Source organism: Mycolicibacterium austroafricanum (assembly GCF_000612725.1).
Lineage (GTDB): Bacteria > Actinomycetota > Actinomycetes > Mycobacteriales > Mycobacteriaceae > Mycobacterium > Mycobacterium austroafricanum.
Window position 1 is genome coordinate 86,601 of record NZ_HG964462.1, and the last position, 16,842, is coordinate 103,442.

At 66.5% G+C, this 16,842-nt stretch carries 17 protein-coding genes; 7 read left to right on the plus strand and 10 right to left on the minus strand.

Annotated features, from left to right (window positions below; translation table 11 throughout):
• The first annotated feature begins 163 nt into the window (after positions 1–163).
• Together BN976_RS30985 and mshD are read left to right on the plus strand one after the other, a co-directional pair.
• Complete coding sequence (locus BN976_RS30985) at positions 164–967, plus strand: winged helix-turn-helix transcriptional regulator (RefSeq protein WP_011782238.1); 804 nt, start codon at positions 164–166, stop codon at positions 965–967.
• Positions 964–1,869 carry a mycothiol synthase gene (gene mshD / locus BN976_RS30990; RefSeq protein WP_051558670.1) on the plus strand — a complete coding sequence of 302 codons (906 nt, stop codon included), beginning with the start codon at positions 964–966 and terminating at the stop codon, positions 1,867–1,869. The genes BN976_RS30985 and mshD overlap by 4 nt, the downstream gene beginning before the upstream one ends.
• Before the next feature lie 17 nt (positions 1,870–1,886).
• Here mshD and arsA read toward each other — a convergent pair whose 3' ends face one another.
• The 5 genes from arsA to BN976_RS31010 are packed head-to-tail and all read right to left on the minus strand — an operon-like array spanning position 1,887 to position 5,636.
• A complete protein-coding gene (arsA, locus tag BN976_RS30995) occupies positions 1,887–3,653 on the minus strand; it encodes an arsenical pump-driving ATPase (RefSeq protein ID WP_036377531.1) in 1,767 nt (588 codons plus the stop codon).
• 19 nt (positions 3,654–3,672) lie between these two features.
• Positions 3,673–4,074, minus strand: a complete 402-nt coding sequence (gene arsD / locus BN976_RS31000) for an arsenite efflux transporter metallochaperone ArsD (RefSeq protein WP_036377441.1) — start codon at positions 4,072–4,074, stop codon at positions 3,673–3,675.
• Complete coding sequence (locus tag BN976_RS34835) at positions 4,071–4,274, minus strand: DUF3349 domain-containing protein (protein WP_084182483.1); 204 nt, start codon at positions 4,272–4,274, stop codon at positions 4,071–4,073. Before BN976_RS34835 ends, arsD begins: the two co-directional genes overlap by 4 nt.
• Entirely contained in the window at positions 4,271–4,948 is a 678-nt protein-coding gene (locus BN976_RS31005; RefSeq protein ID WP_011782235.1) for an arsenate reductase ArsC, read from the minus strand. The genes BN976_RS34835 and BN976_RS31005 overlap by 4 nt, the downstream gene beginning before the upstream one ends.
• Positions 4,949–4,961: 13 nt before the next feature.
• A complete protein-coding gene (locus BN976_RS31010; RefSeq protein WP_036377445.1) occupies positions 4,962–5,636 on the minus strand; it encodes an arsenate reductase/protein-tyrosine-phosphatase family protein in 675 nt (224 codons plus the stop codon).
• A 202-nt stretch (positions 5,637–5,838) separates the two neighbouring features.
• Here BN976_RS31010 and pstS point away from each other — a divergent pair, with 202 nt between their 5' ends.
• The 4 genes from pstS (at position 5,839) to pstB (ending at position 9,711) form a co-directional block, all read left to right on the plus strand.
• Positions 5,839–6,972: a phosphate ABC transporter substrate-binding protein PstS gene (pstS, locus tag BN976_RS31015; RefSeq protein ID WP_036377448.1), complete on the plus strand. Its 1,134-nt coding sequence runs from the start codon at positions 5,839–5,841 to the stop codon at positions 6,970–6,972.
• Positions 6,973–7,065: 93 nt separating this feature from the next.
• Positions 7,066–8,034, plus strand: a complete 969-nt coding sequence (pstC, locus tag BN976_RS31020; RefSeq protein ID WP_011782232.1) for a phosphate ABC transporter permease subunit PstC — start codon at positions 7,066–7,068, stop codon at positions 8,032–8,034.
• Positions 8,031–8,933: a phosphate ABC transporter permease PstA gene (gene pstA / locus BN976_RS31025; RefSeq protein WP_036377451.1), complete on the plus strand. Its 903-nt coding sequence runs from the start codon at positions 8,031–8,033 to the stop codon at positions 8,931–8,933. The genes pstC and pstA overlap by 4 nt, the downstream gene beginning before the upstream one ends.
• A 7-nt stretch (positions 8,934–8,940) precedes the next feature.
• On the plus strand, positions 8,941–9,711 hold the full coding sequence (gene pstB, locus BN976_RS31030; protein ID WP_036377454.1) for a phosphate ABC transporter ATP-binding protein PstB: 771 nt from the start codon (positions 8,941–8,943) through the stop codon (positions 9,709–9,711).
• A gap of 76 nt (positions 9,712–9,787) precedes the next feature.
• Here pstB and phoU read toward each other — a convergent pair whose 3' ends face one another.
• The 5 genes from phoU to BN976_RS31055 form a co-directional block, all read right to left on the minus strand.
• Positions 9,788–10,456: a phosphate signaling complex protein PhoU gene (phoU, locus tag BN976_RS31035; RefSeq protein WP_036377456.1), complete on the minus strand. Its 669-nt coding sequence runs from the start codon at positions 10,454–10,456 to the stop codon at positions 9,788–9,790.
• 87 nt (positions 10,457–10,543) lie between these two features.
• Positions 10,544–12,622, minus strand: coding sequence for an LCP family glycopolymer transferase (locus BN976_RS31040; protein WP_036377458.1), 2,079 nt, complete (start codon positions 12,620–12,622; stop codon positions 10,544–10,546).
• Positions 12,623–12,842: 220 nt separating this feature from the next.
• Positions 12,843–13,976 (minus strand): tRNA dihydrouridine synthase DusB, encoded by a 1,134-nt coding sequence (gene dusB / locus BN976_RS31045; protein WP_011782227.1) that lies wholly within the window; start codon positions 13,974–13,976, stop codon positions 12,843–12,845.
• Between the two features lie 29 nt (positions 13,977–14,005).
• Positions 14,006–15,013 carry an acyl-ACP desaturase gene (locus BN976_RS31050; protein WP_011782226.1) on the minus strand — a complete coding sequence of 336 codons (1,008 nt, stop codon included), beginning with the start codon at positions 15,011–15,013 and terminating at the stop codon, positions 14,006–14,008.
• A 105-nt stretch (positions 15,014–15,118) separates the two neighbouring features.
• Positions 15,119–15,700, minus strand: coding sequence for a TetR/AcrR family transcriptional regulator (locus BN976_RS31055; RefSeq protein ID WP_036377460.1), 582 nt, complete (start codon positions 15,698–15,700; stop codon positions 15,119–15,121).
• Between the two features lie 79 nt (positions 15,701–15,779).
• On the opposite strand from BN976_RS31055, the gene BN976_RS31060 reads away from it, so the two are divergent.
• Positions 15,780–16,799 carry an oxygenase MpaB family protein gene (locus BN976_RS31060; protein WP_011782224.1) on the plus strand — a complete coding sequence of 340 codons (1,020 nt, stop codon included), beginning with the start codon at positions 15,780–15,782 and terminating at the stop codon, positions 16,797–16,799.
• Positions 16,800–16,842 lie beyond the last annotated feature (43 nt).

Consider the following 16,842-nt stretch of genomic DNA (forward strand, 5'->3'; position numbering starts at 1 on the left):
GGCGGAACCGTTCAGCGCGGCTTATCGGCAGGTGGCACGCTATCGTTAGATGATCATCGGCCGGGTAACGGCCATGTGTCAGGCAGGAATCTGGGAAGTCACCACGCGACAAAGACGTCTGGCGGTGTCCCGGGGATGAGCTCCACAGCCGTTGGAGGGTCAGTTGGATCTGTTACTACTGACGGTTGACCCGCATCCGGAATCGGTCCTGCCCTCGTTGGCGCTGCTGGCTCACAACGTGCGGACCGCCCCGACCGAGGTCTCGTCTTTGCTGGAGGCCGGGACCGCGGACGTGGCCATCGTCGATGCGCGCACCGATCTGGCCGCCGCTCGCGGCCTCTGCCGCCTACTCGGCACCACCGGCACGTCGGTGCCCGTCGTGGCGGTCGTCAACGAAGGCGGTCTGGTCGCCGTCAACGTCGAATGGGGTCTCGACGAGATCCTGCTGCCCAGCACCGGGCCCGCGGAGATCGACGCCAGACTGCGACTGTTGGTGGGGCGCCGGGGCGGCATGGCCAACCAGGAGAACCTGGGCAAGATCAGTCTCGGTGAGCTCGTCATCGACGAAGGCACCTACACCGCCCGGCTGCGTGGACGGCCGCTCGACCTCACCTACAAGGAATTCGAACTGCTGAAGTACCTGGCGCAGCACGCCGGCCGGGTTTTCACGCGCGCCCAGCTCCTTCAGGAAGTGTGGGGTTACGACTTCTTCGGCGGCACCCGAACGGTCGACGTCCACGTCCGGCGGCTACGCGCCAAGCTGGGTCCCGAGTACGAAGCGCTGATCGGCACGGTGCGCAACGTCGGCTACAAGGCGGTCCGGCCCGCCCGTGGGCGGGCACCCGCAGCCGGTGCTGACCTCCCCTCGGACGATCTGGACGGGGACGACCCTTACGAGGACGGCGTCGGATCGCTGGATCGTGACGGTGTCCCGGAGGCCCTCGGCGACGCGCTGCGCAGTCAGTGACGTCGCAGGACTCCGTCGACTGGCAGGACGTACTGCCGGTCGACGAGCGACAACGCATCCGTGACCTGATCTCCGACGCGACGTCCGCGGACGGCGTTGCACCCGTCGGCGACCAGGTGTTGCGGGAACTCGGACAGCAGCGCACCCGGCATCTGGTGGCCCTGCAAGACGGCGCACTGCGCGGCTATCTGAACCTGGCGCCGGCCGGTGACGGCGCGCCGCCGATGGCCGAGCTGGTGGTTCATCCGGATGCCCGACGCCGGGGCATCGGCTCGGCGATGATCCGCACCGCCCTGTCCGTCGGCGGTCCCGACACCCGCATCTGGGCGCACGGTGATCTCGAGCCGGCACGCGCCACCGCGGCGGCGCTGGGTCTGAGCGCCGTCAGGGAACTGCTCCAGATGCGCCGCTCCCTGGCCGACCTGCCGACCGCGCCGCCCGTCGACGGGGTGCGCTTCGCGACGTATGCCGGGCCACAGGACGACGCCGAGGTGCTTCGCGTCAACAACGCCGCGTTCTCCTGGCATCCCGAACAGGGCGGCTGGACCGAGGCGGACATCGCCGAACGCCGCGACGAGCAGTGGTTCGACCCGGACGGCTTCTTCCTCGCCTTCGACGAGGAGAGCGGTCGGTTGCTCGGATTCCATTGGACCAAAGTGCATTCCGCGACGCTGGGCGAGGTGTATGTGGTCGGGGTCGACAACGCCGCACAGGGGCGTGGCCTCGGCGGTGCGCTCACGCTGATCGGTCTGCACCACCTCGCCGACCGGCTGCTGTCCTCCGGTCACGACGCCGACGTGATGCTCTATGTGGAAGCGGACAACACCGCGGCGGTGAAGACCTACCGACGGCTGGGTTTCGAAGTGGTCAACACCGACGTGGCCTACGCCGCCGAGGGGTGAAAGCTCCGGTCTCGCCGCTATACCGCGGCGGTCCGTGACCCGGCGAGCGCTTCCAGGGCGGGGATGCCGACGGGCTCGCCGGCCAGCAGTGGGACGACCGCGACCCGATCCGCGTAATCCGTTCGGACCTTGTCGATTTGCGGTAACTCGGCGACCGCGCGCTGACGCAGCAGCGGTGACGTCGGGTGCGCGGCGGCGAGCGAGTTGTTGACCACCCACGCCCACGGCTGGATCTGGGCGCGTTCGAGTTCGTTCTGCAGCCCGGCGGCCTCCAGGACCGGCGTCGTCTCGGCGAGTGTGACGACGATGACCTTGGTGAGCTCGGGGTCCTGCAAGCGCATCAGGGGCGTGGTGAAATGCCGGTTGCCGAGCTGCCGAGCCACCTCGCGATGGTAGGAGCCGGTGGCATCGAGCAGCAGCAGGGTGTGTCCGGTCGGTGCGGTGTCGACGACGACGAACTTGTTTCTCGACTCACTGATCACCCGCGAAAATGCCTGGAACACAGCAACTTCCTCGGTGCAGGGCGAGCGGAGGTCCTCTTCGAGCATCGAACGGCCCTGCTCGTCGAGCGCGGCGCCTTTGGTGGCGAGCACATGATCGCGGTATGCACGGGTCGCCTCGACCGGGTCGATGCTCGACACATGCAGATTCGGCAGTGTTCCGTGCAGCGTCTCGGAGAGGTGCCCGGCGGGATCGGTGGTCGTCAGGTGCACGGGGTGGCCGCGGTCGGCGAGGGCAACGGCGATCGCGGCGGCGATGGTCGTCTTGCCGACGCCGCCCTTGCCCATGCACATGATCAAACCGTGGTCGCCCTCGGCGAGTTCGTCGATCAGGGCCGACAGCGGGGCGTCCACCACGGGGAGACCCGCACCGTCATCGCCTTCGGGGATGCCGGCGTCCGAGGTGAACAGCGAGTCCAGCGCGTCCACGCCCACGATGTTGGTGGCCTTCAGCTCGACCTGATCGAGCGGTAGTCCCCGAAGCTCGTCGGGAAGAGCCCCGAGGGCCTGTTGCTCGCGCGTGTGGATCGCCGCCGCGAGCGGGTCGCCGTTTCCGGCGGGCGAAGCAAGCACCCCGTTGATCACGACGTACTGGCGGGTCAGGCCGATCGCAGCGAGTTCCCGGTGTGTGCGGGTGATCTCGGCGAGAGTGGAACGCTGGGCGCGGGCGACGAGGACCAGGCGGGTGCGCAGGGGATCTGCCAACGCCTCGACTGCCTCGGCGTAGATGGCTCGCTGCTTGTCCAGACCCGACAGCGGTCCGAGGCAGGACGCGTCGCCCTTGCCTTCGTTGAGGAAGTCCGTCCACGAGCCCGGCAGCTGCAGTAGTCGGATGGTGTGCCCGGTTGGTGCGGTGTCGAACAGCACGTGGTCGAACTGGCCCGTCAGGGCGTCGGAATCGGTGAGCAGTTCGGTGAATTCGTTGAACGAGGCGATCTCGGTGGTGCATGAGCCGGAGAGTTGTTCGGTGATCGACTGCACCTCCCTGTCGGGCAACAGGCCTCGCACGGGGGCGACGATGCGTTCCCGGTAGGCCTCTGCGGCCTGTTCGGGATCGATCTCCAGCGCCGACAGGCCCTCGACGGCGGGAACCGTCGTGATGGCGTTGCCGACGCGCAGTCCGAACACCTGGCCGACGTTGGACGCCGGGTCGGTGCTGACGAGCAGAACGCGTTTGCCGTTGCGCGCCAGGTGGATTGCGGCGGCACACGCGATCGAGGTCTTGCCCACCCCGCCTTTGCCGGTGAAGAACAAGAACCGTGGTGGAGCGTCGAGGAACTTCAAGGTCATCGGTCGGCACTCTCTAACAGCAGCTGGTGGCGCCGGAACTGTCGCTGCTGCAGCAACCGCCTCCAGCGGCGGTGGTGTCCTCGATGTCGAGCGGGATCTTGCCGTCCGGCGTGTCGATCCCCGCCCAGGCGGCGAGCTGGCTGCGGTCGGGGTAGCGCCCGGTCATCACGGTGACTCCGTCCACCAGTACCAGCGGTAGGCCGACGGATCCGGCGACGTGGAGAAAGGCTCGCACGGTGTCGTTCTCGGCGAACGCGCGAGGCTCGCTGGCCAGGTTGTAGCGAGAAATGTCGCCGCCACGGCTGGAGACGAAATCCAGGTCCGCGGAGAACGTCACCAACTGCTGGTCGACGTCCTCGCCGCAGACTCCGGTGGCGCAGCACAGGGCCGGCTCGAACACTTCCACCTTGCTCATCTAACGGTCTCCTCAGGGTGTGTGGGTGAAGTCTGTGTGGCCGCGCAGAACCGCCGGAGTTGCTGCTCCGTCAACGAGATCGGCCCCTGTAACGCGATCAGCGGGCTGTGACCGCGAGTGGGCGCGTCGGCTGGGTAGCCGTGGCGCAACCATTCCACGACACTGCTCAATAGGCGCGCGACTCTGATCGCCAAAGTCATCCTTGGGCGGGAACGTCAAGCTCCACCAGCAGTGTGCGAACGCGGCGCTCGATCTCGTCGCGGATCGGCCGCACGTCGTCAACGCTCTGGCCGGCCGGGTCGTCGAGTTTCCACTCTTCGTAGCGACGGCCGGGGAAAACCGGGCAGGCGTCACCGCAGCCCATCGTGATGATCACGTCGGCGGCGCGGACGATCTCCTCGGTCCACGGTTTGGGGTACTCGCGGGAGATGTCGATGCCCCGCTCGGCCATCGCCTCGACCGCCGCAGGGTTGACCTCGTCGCCCGGTTCGGAGCCGCCGGACCACGCGACGGCAGCGTCGCCGGCCAGCGCGGTGAAGAAGCCCATGGCCATCTGTGATCGACCGGCGTTGTGGGTGCACAGGAACAGGACCGTGGGCTTGCCGTCCTGGCTTTTCCCCTCCACCTTGGCCAGCGCCCTCAGCCGTTGCCGGGCGAAACGTTCGGCGAGCAGCGGAAGGAAGTTCACGATGCTGGCACGCCCCGCGAACTGGTCATAGGACGAATGCAGGAACAGTTCGATGGTTTCCACGCCGTAGATGCCGTCGAACTCCTTCTCCAACTGTGTTGCCGCGGACTTGAGTGCCAGGCGCTGGTCGATGGACAAGTCGCGGCGCAGTTGCGGATGAGCTTCGGGGGCGGTGCTGCCGGTCATAACGTTCTCCTTCTCAGGCGGACTTCAGGTGGGGGACGAGGTGTTCGATTCGGTCGGTGAGGTCGTCCACCGCGGCATCGAATGCCTCGGCCTGCGCAGTCCGCACTGGGTCGGGGACCGACCAGTGCAGGCGAGGCAGTTCGACGGGTAGCTCCTCATGGGCGTTGTCGCAGACCGCGATGACCAGGTCGCCCGGGCCCAAGACGTCGCCGAGATAGCGCGGGGTGTGGGGTCGAAGGTGGAGCTTGTGGCGGCGTGCGGCGGCAACGGCTCCGGGGTGCACACCGGAGGCGGGATGGGTGCCCGCTGAGGCGGCGGGCAGTTCGCTGCGCCGGTTCCAGATGGCGGCGGCGAGTTGGCTGCGTGCAGAGTTCTGGGTGCAGACGAACAAGACGCGGGTCGCTTTCCGTCCGGTGGCGGGGACCAGCGACTCCAGGGCTTGGTGGTCGAGTTGCAGATACGTCCGTCGGCGGTCGGCCTCCGACCGGGTCTGACGGACGATGCCGGCGGTCTTGAGGACGCCGAGGTGGTGAGCGAGCAGGTTCGACTGTATGCCCAGCACCGCGCGCAACTCCGACGGAGAGGCGTCCGCCAGCAGCAGATGATCGACGATGGCCAGTCGCGAAGGATCGGCGAGGGCCGCGAACTTCGAGGCCCGCTTCTCGGTGTCATTTGTCTCAATTGGCATTGACTCAATATCTATCGACCTAATTAGGCCGTGTCAACCCCCGCTGGGAAATCGTCGCCTCGCACCCCTTCCCGGTTCACCTTCCGTTCACCTTCCATGGGGCGTTGATTCACCACTAGCCCCTAGGTTCACAGCCGAGCAGCGCGAGATCTGCTCGACGCGACCTGCGTCTTCCCCCTCATCCGTACTTGTAAGGAGCTTCGTGAAGGCCAATCGAACTGGTGCCGCGCTGAGCCTGCTGGCCGCCGGCACGCTGCTGTTGTCGGCATGTGGCAGTGACAACAACACCGCCTCCTCGGGATCGGGCGAAGGCGGAACAGCGGCGCCCGCCGGTGACTGCGGCGGCAAGGAATCGCTCAAGGCCAGCGGTTCGTCCGCGCAGGCCAACGCGATGACCCGCTTCATCAACGCCTACGAGCAGGACTGCCCCGGCTACACGCTGAACTACACCTCCAGCGGGTCGGGCGCCGGCGTCTCGGAGTTCCTCGGTGGCCAGACCGACTTCGGCGGCTCGGATTCCCCGCTGAACGCGGAGAAGGGGGAGATCGAGAAGGCCAAGGAGCGTTGCGGCGGCAGCGAGGCATGGAATCTGCCCGCGGTGTTCGGGCCGATCGCGATCACCTACAACCTTGAGGGCGTGGACGGCCTGGTGCTCGACGGCCCGACGCTCGGCAAGATCTTCAACGGCACCGTCAAGACCTGGGATGCACCCGAGATCGCAGCGCTCAACCAGGGCGCGACCCTGCCGGCCCAGCCGATCAACGTGATCTTCCGCAGCGACGAGTCGGGCACCACCGACAACTTCCAGAAGTACCTCGACGCGGCGTCGGACGGCGCCTGGGGCAAGGGTGCGGGCAAGTCGTTCGCCGGCGGTGTGGGCGAGGGCGCCAAGGGTAACGAGGGCACCTCCGCTGCGATCAAGAACACCCCCGGCTCGATCACCTACAACGAGTGGTCGTTCGCCAAGGCTCAGAACCTGTCGATCGCCAAGATCATCACCTCGGCCGGACCGGAGCCGGTCGAGCTGAGCACGGAGTCCGCCGGCAAGGCGATCGACGGTGTCAAGTTCAAGGGCGAGGGCAACGACCTCGTGCTGGACACGACGTCGTTCTACAAGCCGTCCGAGCCGGGTGCGTACCCGATCGTGCTCGCGGCCTACGAGATCGTGTGCTCGCAGTACCCCGATGCCGAGGTGGCCACCGCGGTCAAGGCGTTCATGCACTCCGCGCTCGGTAACGGGCAGACCGGTCTCGAGGAGAACGGCTACATCCCGATTCCCGAGGCGTTCAAGACGCGGCTCACCGAAGCCGTGGACGCCATCAACGCGACGTCCTAGTAGCACCGTCTGATGGCTGTGACACCAGATTCGACCGCTGTGGGCTCGTCGGTTAACCCGGCGAGCCCGCAGCGGGGCGGGGATACTCCCGACATGCCAACCACACCCGGGAAGGGATCAGCGTTGAGGCAGGGCGGCGGACGGTGGGGCGACACCGTCTTCAAGTCGATCGCGATCGCCGCCGGCGCCACGATCATCGGGGCGATTGCGTTGATGGCGCTTTTCCTGATCATCAAGGCGCTACCGTCGATCCAGGCCAACCAGGCCAACTTCCTGTTCAGCACGGAGTTTCTCACCAGCGACCCCGATAACCTGCGGTTCGGTATCCGAGACCTGTTCATGGTCACGGTCCTCAGCTCGGTGTTCGCGCTTGTGATCGCGGTGCCGATCGCCATCGGCATAGCGGCCTTCCTGACGAACTACGCCCCCGCACGGTTGGCCAGGCCGTTCGCCATGCTGGTCGATCTGCTGGCGGCGGTGCCGTCGATCGTGTTCGGTCTGTGGGGCATCTTTGTGCTCGCTCCGTGGCTGACGCCGGTGGCGACTTTCCTCAACGACAACCTCGGCTGGTTCTTCCTGTTCTCCGAGGGCAACGTATCGCTGGCCGGCGGTGGCACGATCTTCACCGCGGGAATCGTCCTGGCGGTGATGATCCTGCCGATCATCACCTCGGTCACCCGCGAGGTGTTTGCGCTCACCCCGCGGGGCCATGTCGAGGCCGCGCAGGCGCTCGGCGCGACCAAATGGGAAGTCATCCGCATGACGGTGTTCCCCTACGGCCGCAGCGGGATGATCGCGGCATCGATGCTGGGCCTGGGTCGCGCGCTGGGTGAGACCATCGCGATCCTGATCATCCTGCGCACGGCCGCGCAGGCCGGACACTGGTCGCTGTTCGACGGCGGCTACACATTCGCGTCCAAGATCGCCTCGGCGGCAGCTGAATTCAGTGCCCCGCTGCCGACAGGTGCATACATCGCCGCCGGTTTCGTGCTCTTCGCGTTGACATTCATCGTCAACGCGCTGGCCCGGGCCGCGGCCGGCGGAAGGGTTAGTGGAGGATGACCGCGACGCTTGACGAGGCGGTGAAGGGCCCGACCTTCCATCCGCTCAGTACCGCACGGAAGTTCAAGAACGGCTTGGCCACAACGCTGTTCACCGCGTCGTTCGTTCTCGCGATGATCCCGTTGGTGTGGTTGATCTACACAGTGCTGGCCAAGGGTGTCACCGCGATCGTCTCATCGACATGGTGGACCAACTCGCTGGCCGGCGTGCTGCCCGAGGAGTTCGCCGGTGGCGTGTACCACGCGATCTACGGCACCCTGATCCAGGCCGCCATCGCGGCACTGCTGTCAGTGCCCCTGGGTGTCATGGCCGCGGTGTATCTGGTCGAGTACGGCCAGGGCCGGTTCGCCAAGGTCACCACCTTCATGGTCGACATCCTCGCCGGTGTGCCGTCGATCGTGGCGGCACTGTTCATCTTCGCGCTGTGGATCGCGACCCTGGGATTCGAGCAGAGCGCATTTGCCGTATCGCTGGCACTGGTGTTGCTGATGCTTCCCGTGGTTGTCCGCAACACCGAGGAAATGCTCAAACTGGTGCCCGATGAGCTGCGAGAAGCGTCCTACGCCTTAGGTGTTCCGAAGTGGAAGACCATCGCGCGCATCGTCGTGCCCACGGCGCTGCCCGGGATGATCAGCGGCATCCTGTTGGCGCTGGCCAGGGTCATGGGCGAGACGGCCCCGGTGCTGGTGCTGGTGGGCTACAGCCGTTCCATCAACATGGACGCGTTCGAAGGCAACATGGCATCGCTGCCCCTGTTGATCTACACGGAACTGGTCAACCCGGAGGCGGCAGGCGTTCTGCGTGTCTGGGGTGCCGCCCTGACGCTGATCCTGATCATCGCCGCGCTGTACATCGGCGCTGCATTCATCAACCGATACCTGATGCGGAACAGAGTTTAGGAGCCTCATGGCCAAGCGGCTGGATCTCAAAGATCTCAACATCTACTACGGTTCGTTCCACGCGGTCGCAGACGTGGGTCTGTCTGTCATGCCCCGCAGCGTCACGGCGTTCATCGGCCCCTCGGGCTGCGGTAAGTCCACCGTGCTGCGCACGCTGAACCGGATGCACGAGGTGCTGCCCGGCGCCCGCGTGGAAGGTTCGGTGCTGCTCGATGGTGAGGACATCTACGCTTCGGGTGTCGACCCGGTGAGCGTTCGCAAAACCATCGGCATGGTGTTCCAGCGGCCGAATCCGTTCCCCACCATGTCGATTCGCGACAACGTGGTGGCCGGGCTGAAGCTGCAGGGGGTTCGTAGGAACCTCGATGACATCGCCGAGAAGTCCCTCAAGGGTGCAAACCTGTGGAATGAGGTCAAGGATCGTCTCGACAAGCCGGGCGGCGGCCTGTCCGGCGGTCAGCAGCAACGTCTCTGCATCGCCCGTGCCATCGCGGTGCAGCCGGACGTGTTGCTGATGGACGAGCCGTGCTCGGCGCTCGATCCGATCTCGACACTGGCGATCGAGGACCTGATCTCGGAGCTGAAGCAGGACTACACGATCGTGATCGTCACGCACAACATGCAGCAGGCTGCGCGTGTGAGTGATCAGACGGCGTTCTTCAACCTCGAGGCGACCGGTAAGCCGGGCAAACTCATCGAGGTGGACGACACCGAGAAGATCTTCTCGAACCCGAGCCAGAAGGCCACCGAGGACTACATTTCCGGCCGCTTCGGCTGAATCTGGTTCGGCACTAACGGCATAACGAAGAACCCCCCGGGATCCACCCGGGGGGTTCTCTGGCATGTCGACATGGTCAGTAGTGTTCGGAGACCTCTTGTTCCGTGGGGGTGTTCCCGGTGACCTGGAAGATGACCCGACGGGCCACCTCGACCGCGTGGTCGGCGAAGCGCTCGTAGTACCGTCCGAGCAGCGTCACGTCGACGGCGGCGGCCACTCCGTGCTTCCATTCGCGGTCCATCAGCACGGTGAACAGGTGCCGGTGCAGGTCGTCCATCGCGTCGTCCTCTTCGCGGATCCGGGCGGCCTTCTCCGGATCCTGCGTGATCAGCACCTCCTGGGCGCTGTGGCCGAGTTCGACAGCCACCCGGCCCATCTCGGCGAAGTAGCCGTTGACTTCCTCGGGCAGTGCGTGCTGGGGGTGCCTGCGCCGGGCGATCTTGGCGACATGCAGCGCCAGCGCGCCCATCCGGTCGACGTCGGCCACGATCTGGATCGAGCTCACGATGGCCCGTAGATCACCCGCGACGGGCGCCTGCAGGGCGAGGAGGACGAAGGCCTCCTCCTCGGCGCGGGCGCTGAGCGCCGCGATCTGCTCATGGTCGGTGATCACCTGCTCGGCCAGCGCCAGGTCGGCCTGCAGTAGGGCTTGCGTGGCTCGCTCCATGGCGACCCCGGCAAGTCCGCACATGTCGCCAAGCCTGTTGGACAGGGCCTCCAGCTGCTCGTGGTACGCGGTACGCATGCGACAACCCTACCGGGGCGGCAACCGTACCGTCACGAGTCGGCCGGTGAACGAAAGGTGAATGCCACCTGCCCAAACGTCGGTCGGCTAGTCGCAGCTGGTGTCCGCGGCGTTGGTCACGGTGAGGTCTTCGGGCAGCGTGGTGGCCGGAGTCTTGGTGCCGCGGATGACGTGCACCTGGACCGGGGATCCGCTGGGGGAGGGGGCGGTGACCGCGTTGAAGTCGCTGCCGAGCACCACCTGCACCACATCGTCCATCCCGGCGACGCGTTCGATGGCCGCGTCGGCGAATGACGACGCGACGGTGGCGGCCGCCTCTTCGTTGCCGGGCGAGAAGAACACCGTGGTGCGGGGCAGTGGGCCCGGGTAGTCGTCCGGCGTGGTGACATTGAAGCCGTACGCCTGCAACGCGTCGGCCGTGGTCGACCCCAACCCGGTCGAGCCGGTGGAGTTCGACACCTGGACGGTCACACTCTGCGGATCGGTGGTGATGGCGTCGACGATCTCGCCTCCGGACTGGCCCTGATCCGGCTGTGCCGGGGCGGGATTCGTCAGCGATTCGGGGGTGCCCGGTACCGGGGTGTTGTCGGCGTTGCGCTCCTCGGGCAGCGGGTCGTCGTTGATGATCGCGTCGAACAGGGCCTGCATGTCTTCGGTGCGGGGGATCTCGTTGCCCCACTCGTCGGCGTATCCGACCGTGGGCACCGTGACGAAGGTGATGCGGCCCGCGTTGACGCCCTGCACGGACTGGCCGAGGTCGACGAGGTCCTTGGTGTCGACGTTGTCGACGTAGCTGTCACCGATGAACATGTTCACCACGTTGTTGAGCTTCGACAGCGAGAAGAACGTCTCTTTCGAGATCAGCGACCGCAGCAGCGACGACAGGAACAGCTGCTGGCGCTTGATGCGGCCGTAATCGCCGTTGGTCTCGGTGGTCACCTGCCGTGCCCGCACGTAGTTCAGCGCGGTATGCCCGTCGACGATCTGGCGTCCCGCGGTGGCCAGCACGGTGCCGAGTTCGTAGTCCTCGATCGGGGTGGTGCTGCACACCTCGACGCCGCCGAGCGCATCGACCATCTTCGAGAAGCCGACGAAATCGACTGCCATGAAACGGTTCACGTGCAGCCCCGACAGCTTCTGGATGACTTTCACCAGACACTTGGGCCCGCCGACGGCGAAGGCCGAGTTCAGCTTGTACTCGGTGTAGGCCTCGTCCATGCCGTACATCGGCGATTCAGGGTCGGAGATCGGCCCGTACTCCCGGGTCTCGGGATTCCACGGCTCGCACTTCATCGGCTCGATCTCGAGATCACGGGGAAACGACACGGCCACAACGCGTTTGCGATTCGCCGGGATGTTCACCAACATCACGGTGTCCGACCGGGCGCCGGCGGCATCCTCGGTGGTCCCCGCCCCGATCCCGGCGTTCTCGCCGAGTCGGCTGTCGGTGCCGACGATGAGGAAGTTCTCGTCACCGAACTGCGCGTTCGGGTCGACGATGTCGCGGGAATCGGGATCCAGCGCCGAGACCCGGTTGAGCAGGTTGTTCTTGGCGGACTGCCATTGCCAGGCGCCGCCGGTGAGCACCAGGGCGAGCACGGCGACCAGCGCCGCCGCCACGCGCCCCACCACGGCAATTCGGCCGGACGGACGCAGGCGGGGCTTCGGCAGCGTGTGCGCAGGCGGGCGCGTCGCGGTCAGGTCCGGCAGGTCGGCGCGGGACGGGTCGAGGGCGGGCAGGACCATGGTGTCCAGATCGTCGCCGTCGGGGTACGGCTCAGGTTCCTCGCCGAGCCCCAGCTCGGGTTGGCCGTAGCGCCCCAGCTCGGGTTGGCCGTGGCGCTCCGGCTCGGGTTGGCCGTAGGGCGCCGGCTCGGGTTGGCCGTGGCGCTCCGGCTCGGGTTCGTAGTCGAGCTCCGGCTCGGCGCGGTGCCGCGTCGGTTCCGACGGAGGTGCCTCGCCGTGGATCTTCGCAATCAGGTCCGCGACGGTGATGGGCGCCGACTCGTCCCCGGACTCGGGCTCCTGCGCCGAAGGTGGGGTATCGGTTGTGCGCTCCCACGGCGCGGCGCCTCGCTTCGGCCGCGCGGATCGGGTAAGCCATTCATCGCCGGGGTGCGGACGGCGATGAGTAGCAGCGGCATCCTCCATGTCGCCGTCACTCATGATCTACCGGCCTTCCAGCGTCCACGGCATCTTCGGGTGCGTGCGCGTCGTTGCGCACTGGCACGCAGATTGCCAGGTGCCTGCTCACTGTCATAAAGCACTGGCCCCGACTCCGCCACCGGAGACGAGCTGTTTGATCCCACTATCGTACTGAGACGTACCGAGAGACATCCACCCGAACCTTGGTGTCAGAACCATCTCGGAACAGTCTCGGATCTCCTCAGCCTCCCGAATGCATCACGTCGGCCCCGGCGGGCACCGTGCAGTCGTCCGGATCGTCGAGCCACCCTTCGGGCAGCGTCACCGACGCGGCAGAGCCCTGCCTGCCCCGCGGACCGTTGGCCGCGGCGGGGAACGGCACGTCCGGGTCGAGCTGATCGAGCAGGTCGTCGAGCTCGGAAATCGTCTTGACCAGTGCCAGCGACCTACGGAGGTCTGCCCCGGCGGGGAATCCGTGCATGTACCACGCCACGTGCTTGCGGATGTCCCGCATGCCCTTGTCCTCTCCAAAGTGCGCAGCGAGAAGCTCGCCGTGCCTGCGGATGATCTGCGCGACCTCGCCGAGGGTCGGCGGGGTCGCCGGTGCTGTGCCGTTGAACGCGGCGGACAGCTCGGCGAACAGCCACGGCCGTCCCAGGCAGCCCCGGCCGATCACGACACCGTCGCAGCCTGTCGCGGCCATCATGGCCAGCGCGTCACGAGCGTCGAAGATATCACCGTTCCCGAGCACCGGAATATTCGTGACGTGGGCTTTCAGCGCGGCGATCTGCTCCCAGTCCGCGCTGCCCGAGTAGCGCTGGGCCGCGGTGCGGGCATGCAGCGCGACCGCTGCGGCCCCCTCGTCGGCCGCGATGCGCCCGGCGTCGAGGTGGGTGTGATGGGCGTCGTCGATCCCGATCCGGAACTTCACGGTGACGGGAATATCGGTGCCCTCGGTCGCCGCCACTGCGGCCCTGATGATCTGGCCGAAAAGCCGGCGCTTGTAGGGCAGTGCCGCGCCGCCACCGCGCCGGGTGACCTTGGGCACGGGGCAGCCGAAATTCATGTCGATGTGGTCGGCCAGGTTCTCGTCGACGATCATCTTGGCCGCGGCGTAGGTGTTGGCCGGGTCGACGGTGTAGAGCTGCAGCGAGCGCGGCGATTCCTCCGGCGCGAACGTCGTCATGTGCATGGTGACCGGGTGGCGCTCGACGAGGGCACGGGCGGTCACCATCTCGCACACGTACAGCCCGCTGACGGTGCCTGCGCGGCTGAGTTCCAGTTCACGGCACAACGTGCGGAATGCGACGTTCGTCACACCTGCCATGGGCGCGAGCACGACTGGACTGTGCAACGCGATCGGCCCGATCCGCAATGCAGATCGGGCCGGTCCTGGGGTGTCTGTTACGAGGCTGATGATCCCACCAGCAGATTTTTGGCGGCCTTCTTCTCGGCCATCTGCCGCAGACGCTCCTCGCGACGCTGCTTGGCGACCTCGAACTTGTCGACGGCCTCCTGCAGCTCCTCGACGAGCAGGCCGAGGTCGTCGCGCAGGCGCGCGCTCTCGCCGTTGAAATCCTCACGCTCGAAGATGCGCCACTTCTTGAGCACGGGCATCACGATGTCCTCGAGGTGAATTCGCGGGTCGTACACGCCGCCGGAGGCGATGGTGACGGCGCGGCGCCGGAAGTCCGGGATGGTGTAGCCGGGCATCTTGAAGTTGCGCAGCACCTTGTGCAGCGACTTCATCGCCTGGTCGGGGGCGATCTCGAAGCCGGCTTCGGACACGTCGCGGTAGAAGATCATGTGTAGGTTCTCGTCGGCCGAGACGCGCTGCAGCAGCTGATCGGCGACGGGCTCCTCGCAGGCCTTGCCGGTATTGCGGTGCGACACCCGGGTGGCGAGCTCCTGGAACGTCACGTAGATCACCGAATCGAACAGGCTGTCGGCGAACAGGTCGGCCTCGATCTGCTCGTTCTGGCCCGGGCTGAACCCGCGTGTCATCTGCTCGAGGCGAAGCATCTCCAGCTCGACGGGGTCGACGTTGCGGGTGACGACGAGGTAGTCGCGCAGCGCGATGCCGTGCCGGTTCTCCTCGGCGGTCCACCGGTTGACCCAGAAGCCCCACGGCCCGTCCATGGTGAAGTTCATCGCGATCTCGCGGTGGTAGGACGGCAGGTTGTCCTCGGTGAGCAGGTTCACCATCATCGCGACCCGGGCGACCTCGGACAGCTTCGCCTGCTCGGGGTCCCAGTCCTGGCCGCCGAGTGCGTAGTAGTTCTTGCCGTCCGACCACGGGATGTAGTCGTGCGGGTTCCAGTCCTTGGTCATCCGCATATGGCGGTTGATCAGGGGCTCCACGACGGGCTCGAGTTCGGTCAGCAGTTGCAGGTCGGTCAGGTCTTTCGACACGACACCTCCCAGTTATCTGTACCTGATGGTTGCAGTCAATATATCTGTGTAACTCGGTGACATTCAAGTCGCCGCGCCGCCACTCCGCCGAGGTGAAGGGCTCTTTTAGGTCACGGCCCTGCTGAGCAGTAGCTCAGCACAGTGGTCGATGAACCGCTCCCGGGTGGCGCCCAACCGACCGTCCAGATAGGCCGTGAACAACGCAGTGAGTGCCCCGATCAGCCCCGTGGCAACCATCGCCTGGGTGGTCGGATCGCTGATCTGGGTCAGGTTGCGCTGCAGCAGATCGATGAAGTTGGGCATCCACCGCGCGCCTGAGCGCGCCAGCACCGGTTCGACCTCGGGGGCGAGGAGGAGTACCCGACCGCGGGCCGGGTCGTCGATCATCAGCGCCACGAACCGTTCGACCGCATCGCGCATGCTGTCCGATTTCATCAGCGCCGACATCGCCGCGGTGCAGACGTTGTCGTAGACGGCTGCGACGTATTCGTCGCGGTCGGTGAAGCTCTCGTAGAAGTACCGCTCGGTGAGGCCGGCCGCCTTGCACACGGCGCGCACGGTCAGGTGGGGCCCGCCCGGACTGCCCAGCAGGCTGATGCCGGCGGTGATCAGTTCGTCGCGACGCAGGGCCTGGCGGTCCTGCAGCGGAACGCCCGACCATCTACCGCGTCGTTGACCCGACGGCACGACCCTCCTAAGCTCACTCAGTGACAACGCATGTAGTCAAAATACCGTGCGGCGCGAATTCATCAGGGGAAGAGCACCAGTGACTCAAGATACGTCTGAGGCGGACCCACTCACCAGCGGGTCGGCGGCCGATTCCGTGCCGGTGGCGGCCGGTTGTCCGGTGACGTCGGGCGGATACGACTCCGTGCCGCAGCCGCTCGGACCGGACTCTCTGACCTGGAAGTACTTCGGCCAGTGGACCGGCCTGTTCCAGGGGCCGTGGGCCGGGTCGATGCAGAACATGCATCCGCAGCTGGGCGCGGCGGTGAAGGACCACTCCATCTTCTTCATGGAGCGGATGCCGCGGCTGCTGCGGTCGATCTATCCGATCGGCGGCGTGGTGTTCGACGGCGACCGGGCTCCCAAGACCGGCGCCCAGGTCCGCGACTACCACATCGGTCTCACCGGGGTCGACGACCAGGGCCGCCGGTACAGCGCGCTGAACCCCGACGTCTTCTACTGGGCCCACGCGACGTTCTTCAAGTCGACGCTGCTGGCCGCCGAGCGGTTCCACGGCGGGCTCACCGAGGACCAGCGGCGCCAGCTGTTCGACGAGCACGTCACCTGGTACCGGATGTACGGCATGAGCATGCGGCCCGTCCCCAAGACCTGGGAGGACTTCCAGGAGTACTGGGACCACATGTGCACCAACGTGTTGGAGAACAACTGGGCCACCCGTGAGGTGCTCGACCTGTCCACGATGCCCAAGCATCCGTCGCTGGAATGGGTCCCGGACTGGCTCTGGAAGCAGAACCTGAAGGTCATGCAGCGCTTCCTGCTCTTCATGACCGTCGGGCTCTACGACCCCCCGATCCGCGAGCTGATGGGCTTCACGTGGTCGCCGCGCCAGGAGTGGCTGCACCGGCGGGTCGGCAACATGCTGCACCTGGCGACCAGGCTGCTGCCCGACCGGGTGACGATGCACCCCAGGAAGCGGTCGGCCATGGACCGGGCCTTCGGTCGGTTGCCTGCCGACGCGCCCTTGGTCGAGACTCCCGCCCGCAACCTTCCGCCCGTCGAGTACCGCGACAACCCGCACTACTACAGCCCGAAGGTCTGACAGCCGTCGCGGATGCGCGCCCGCGCGTCACGTTTGCGTTCGG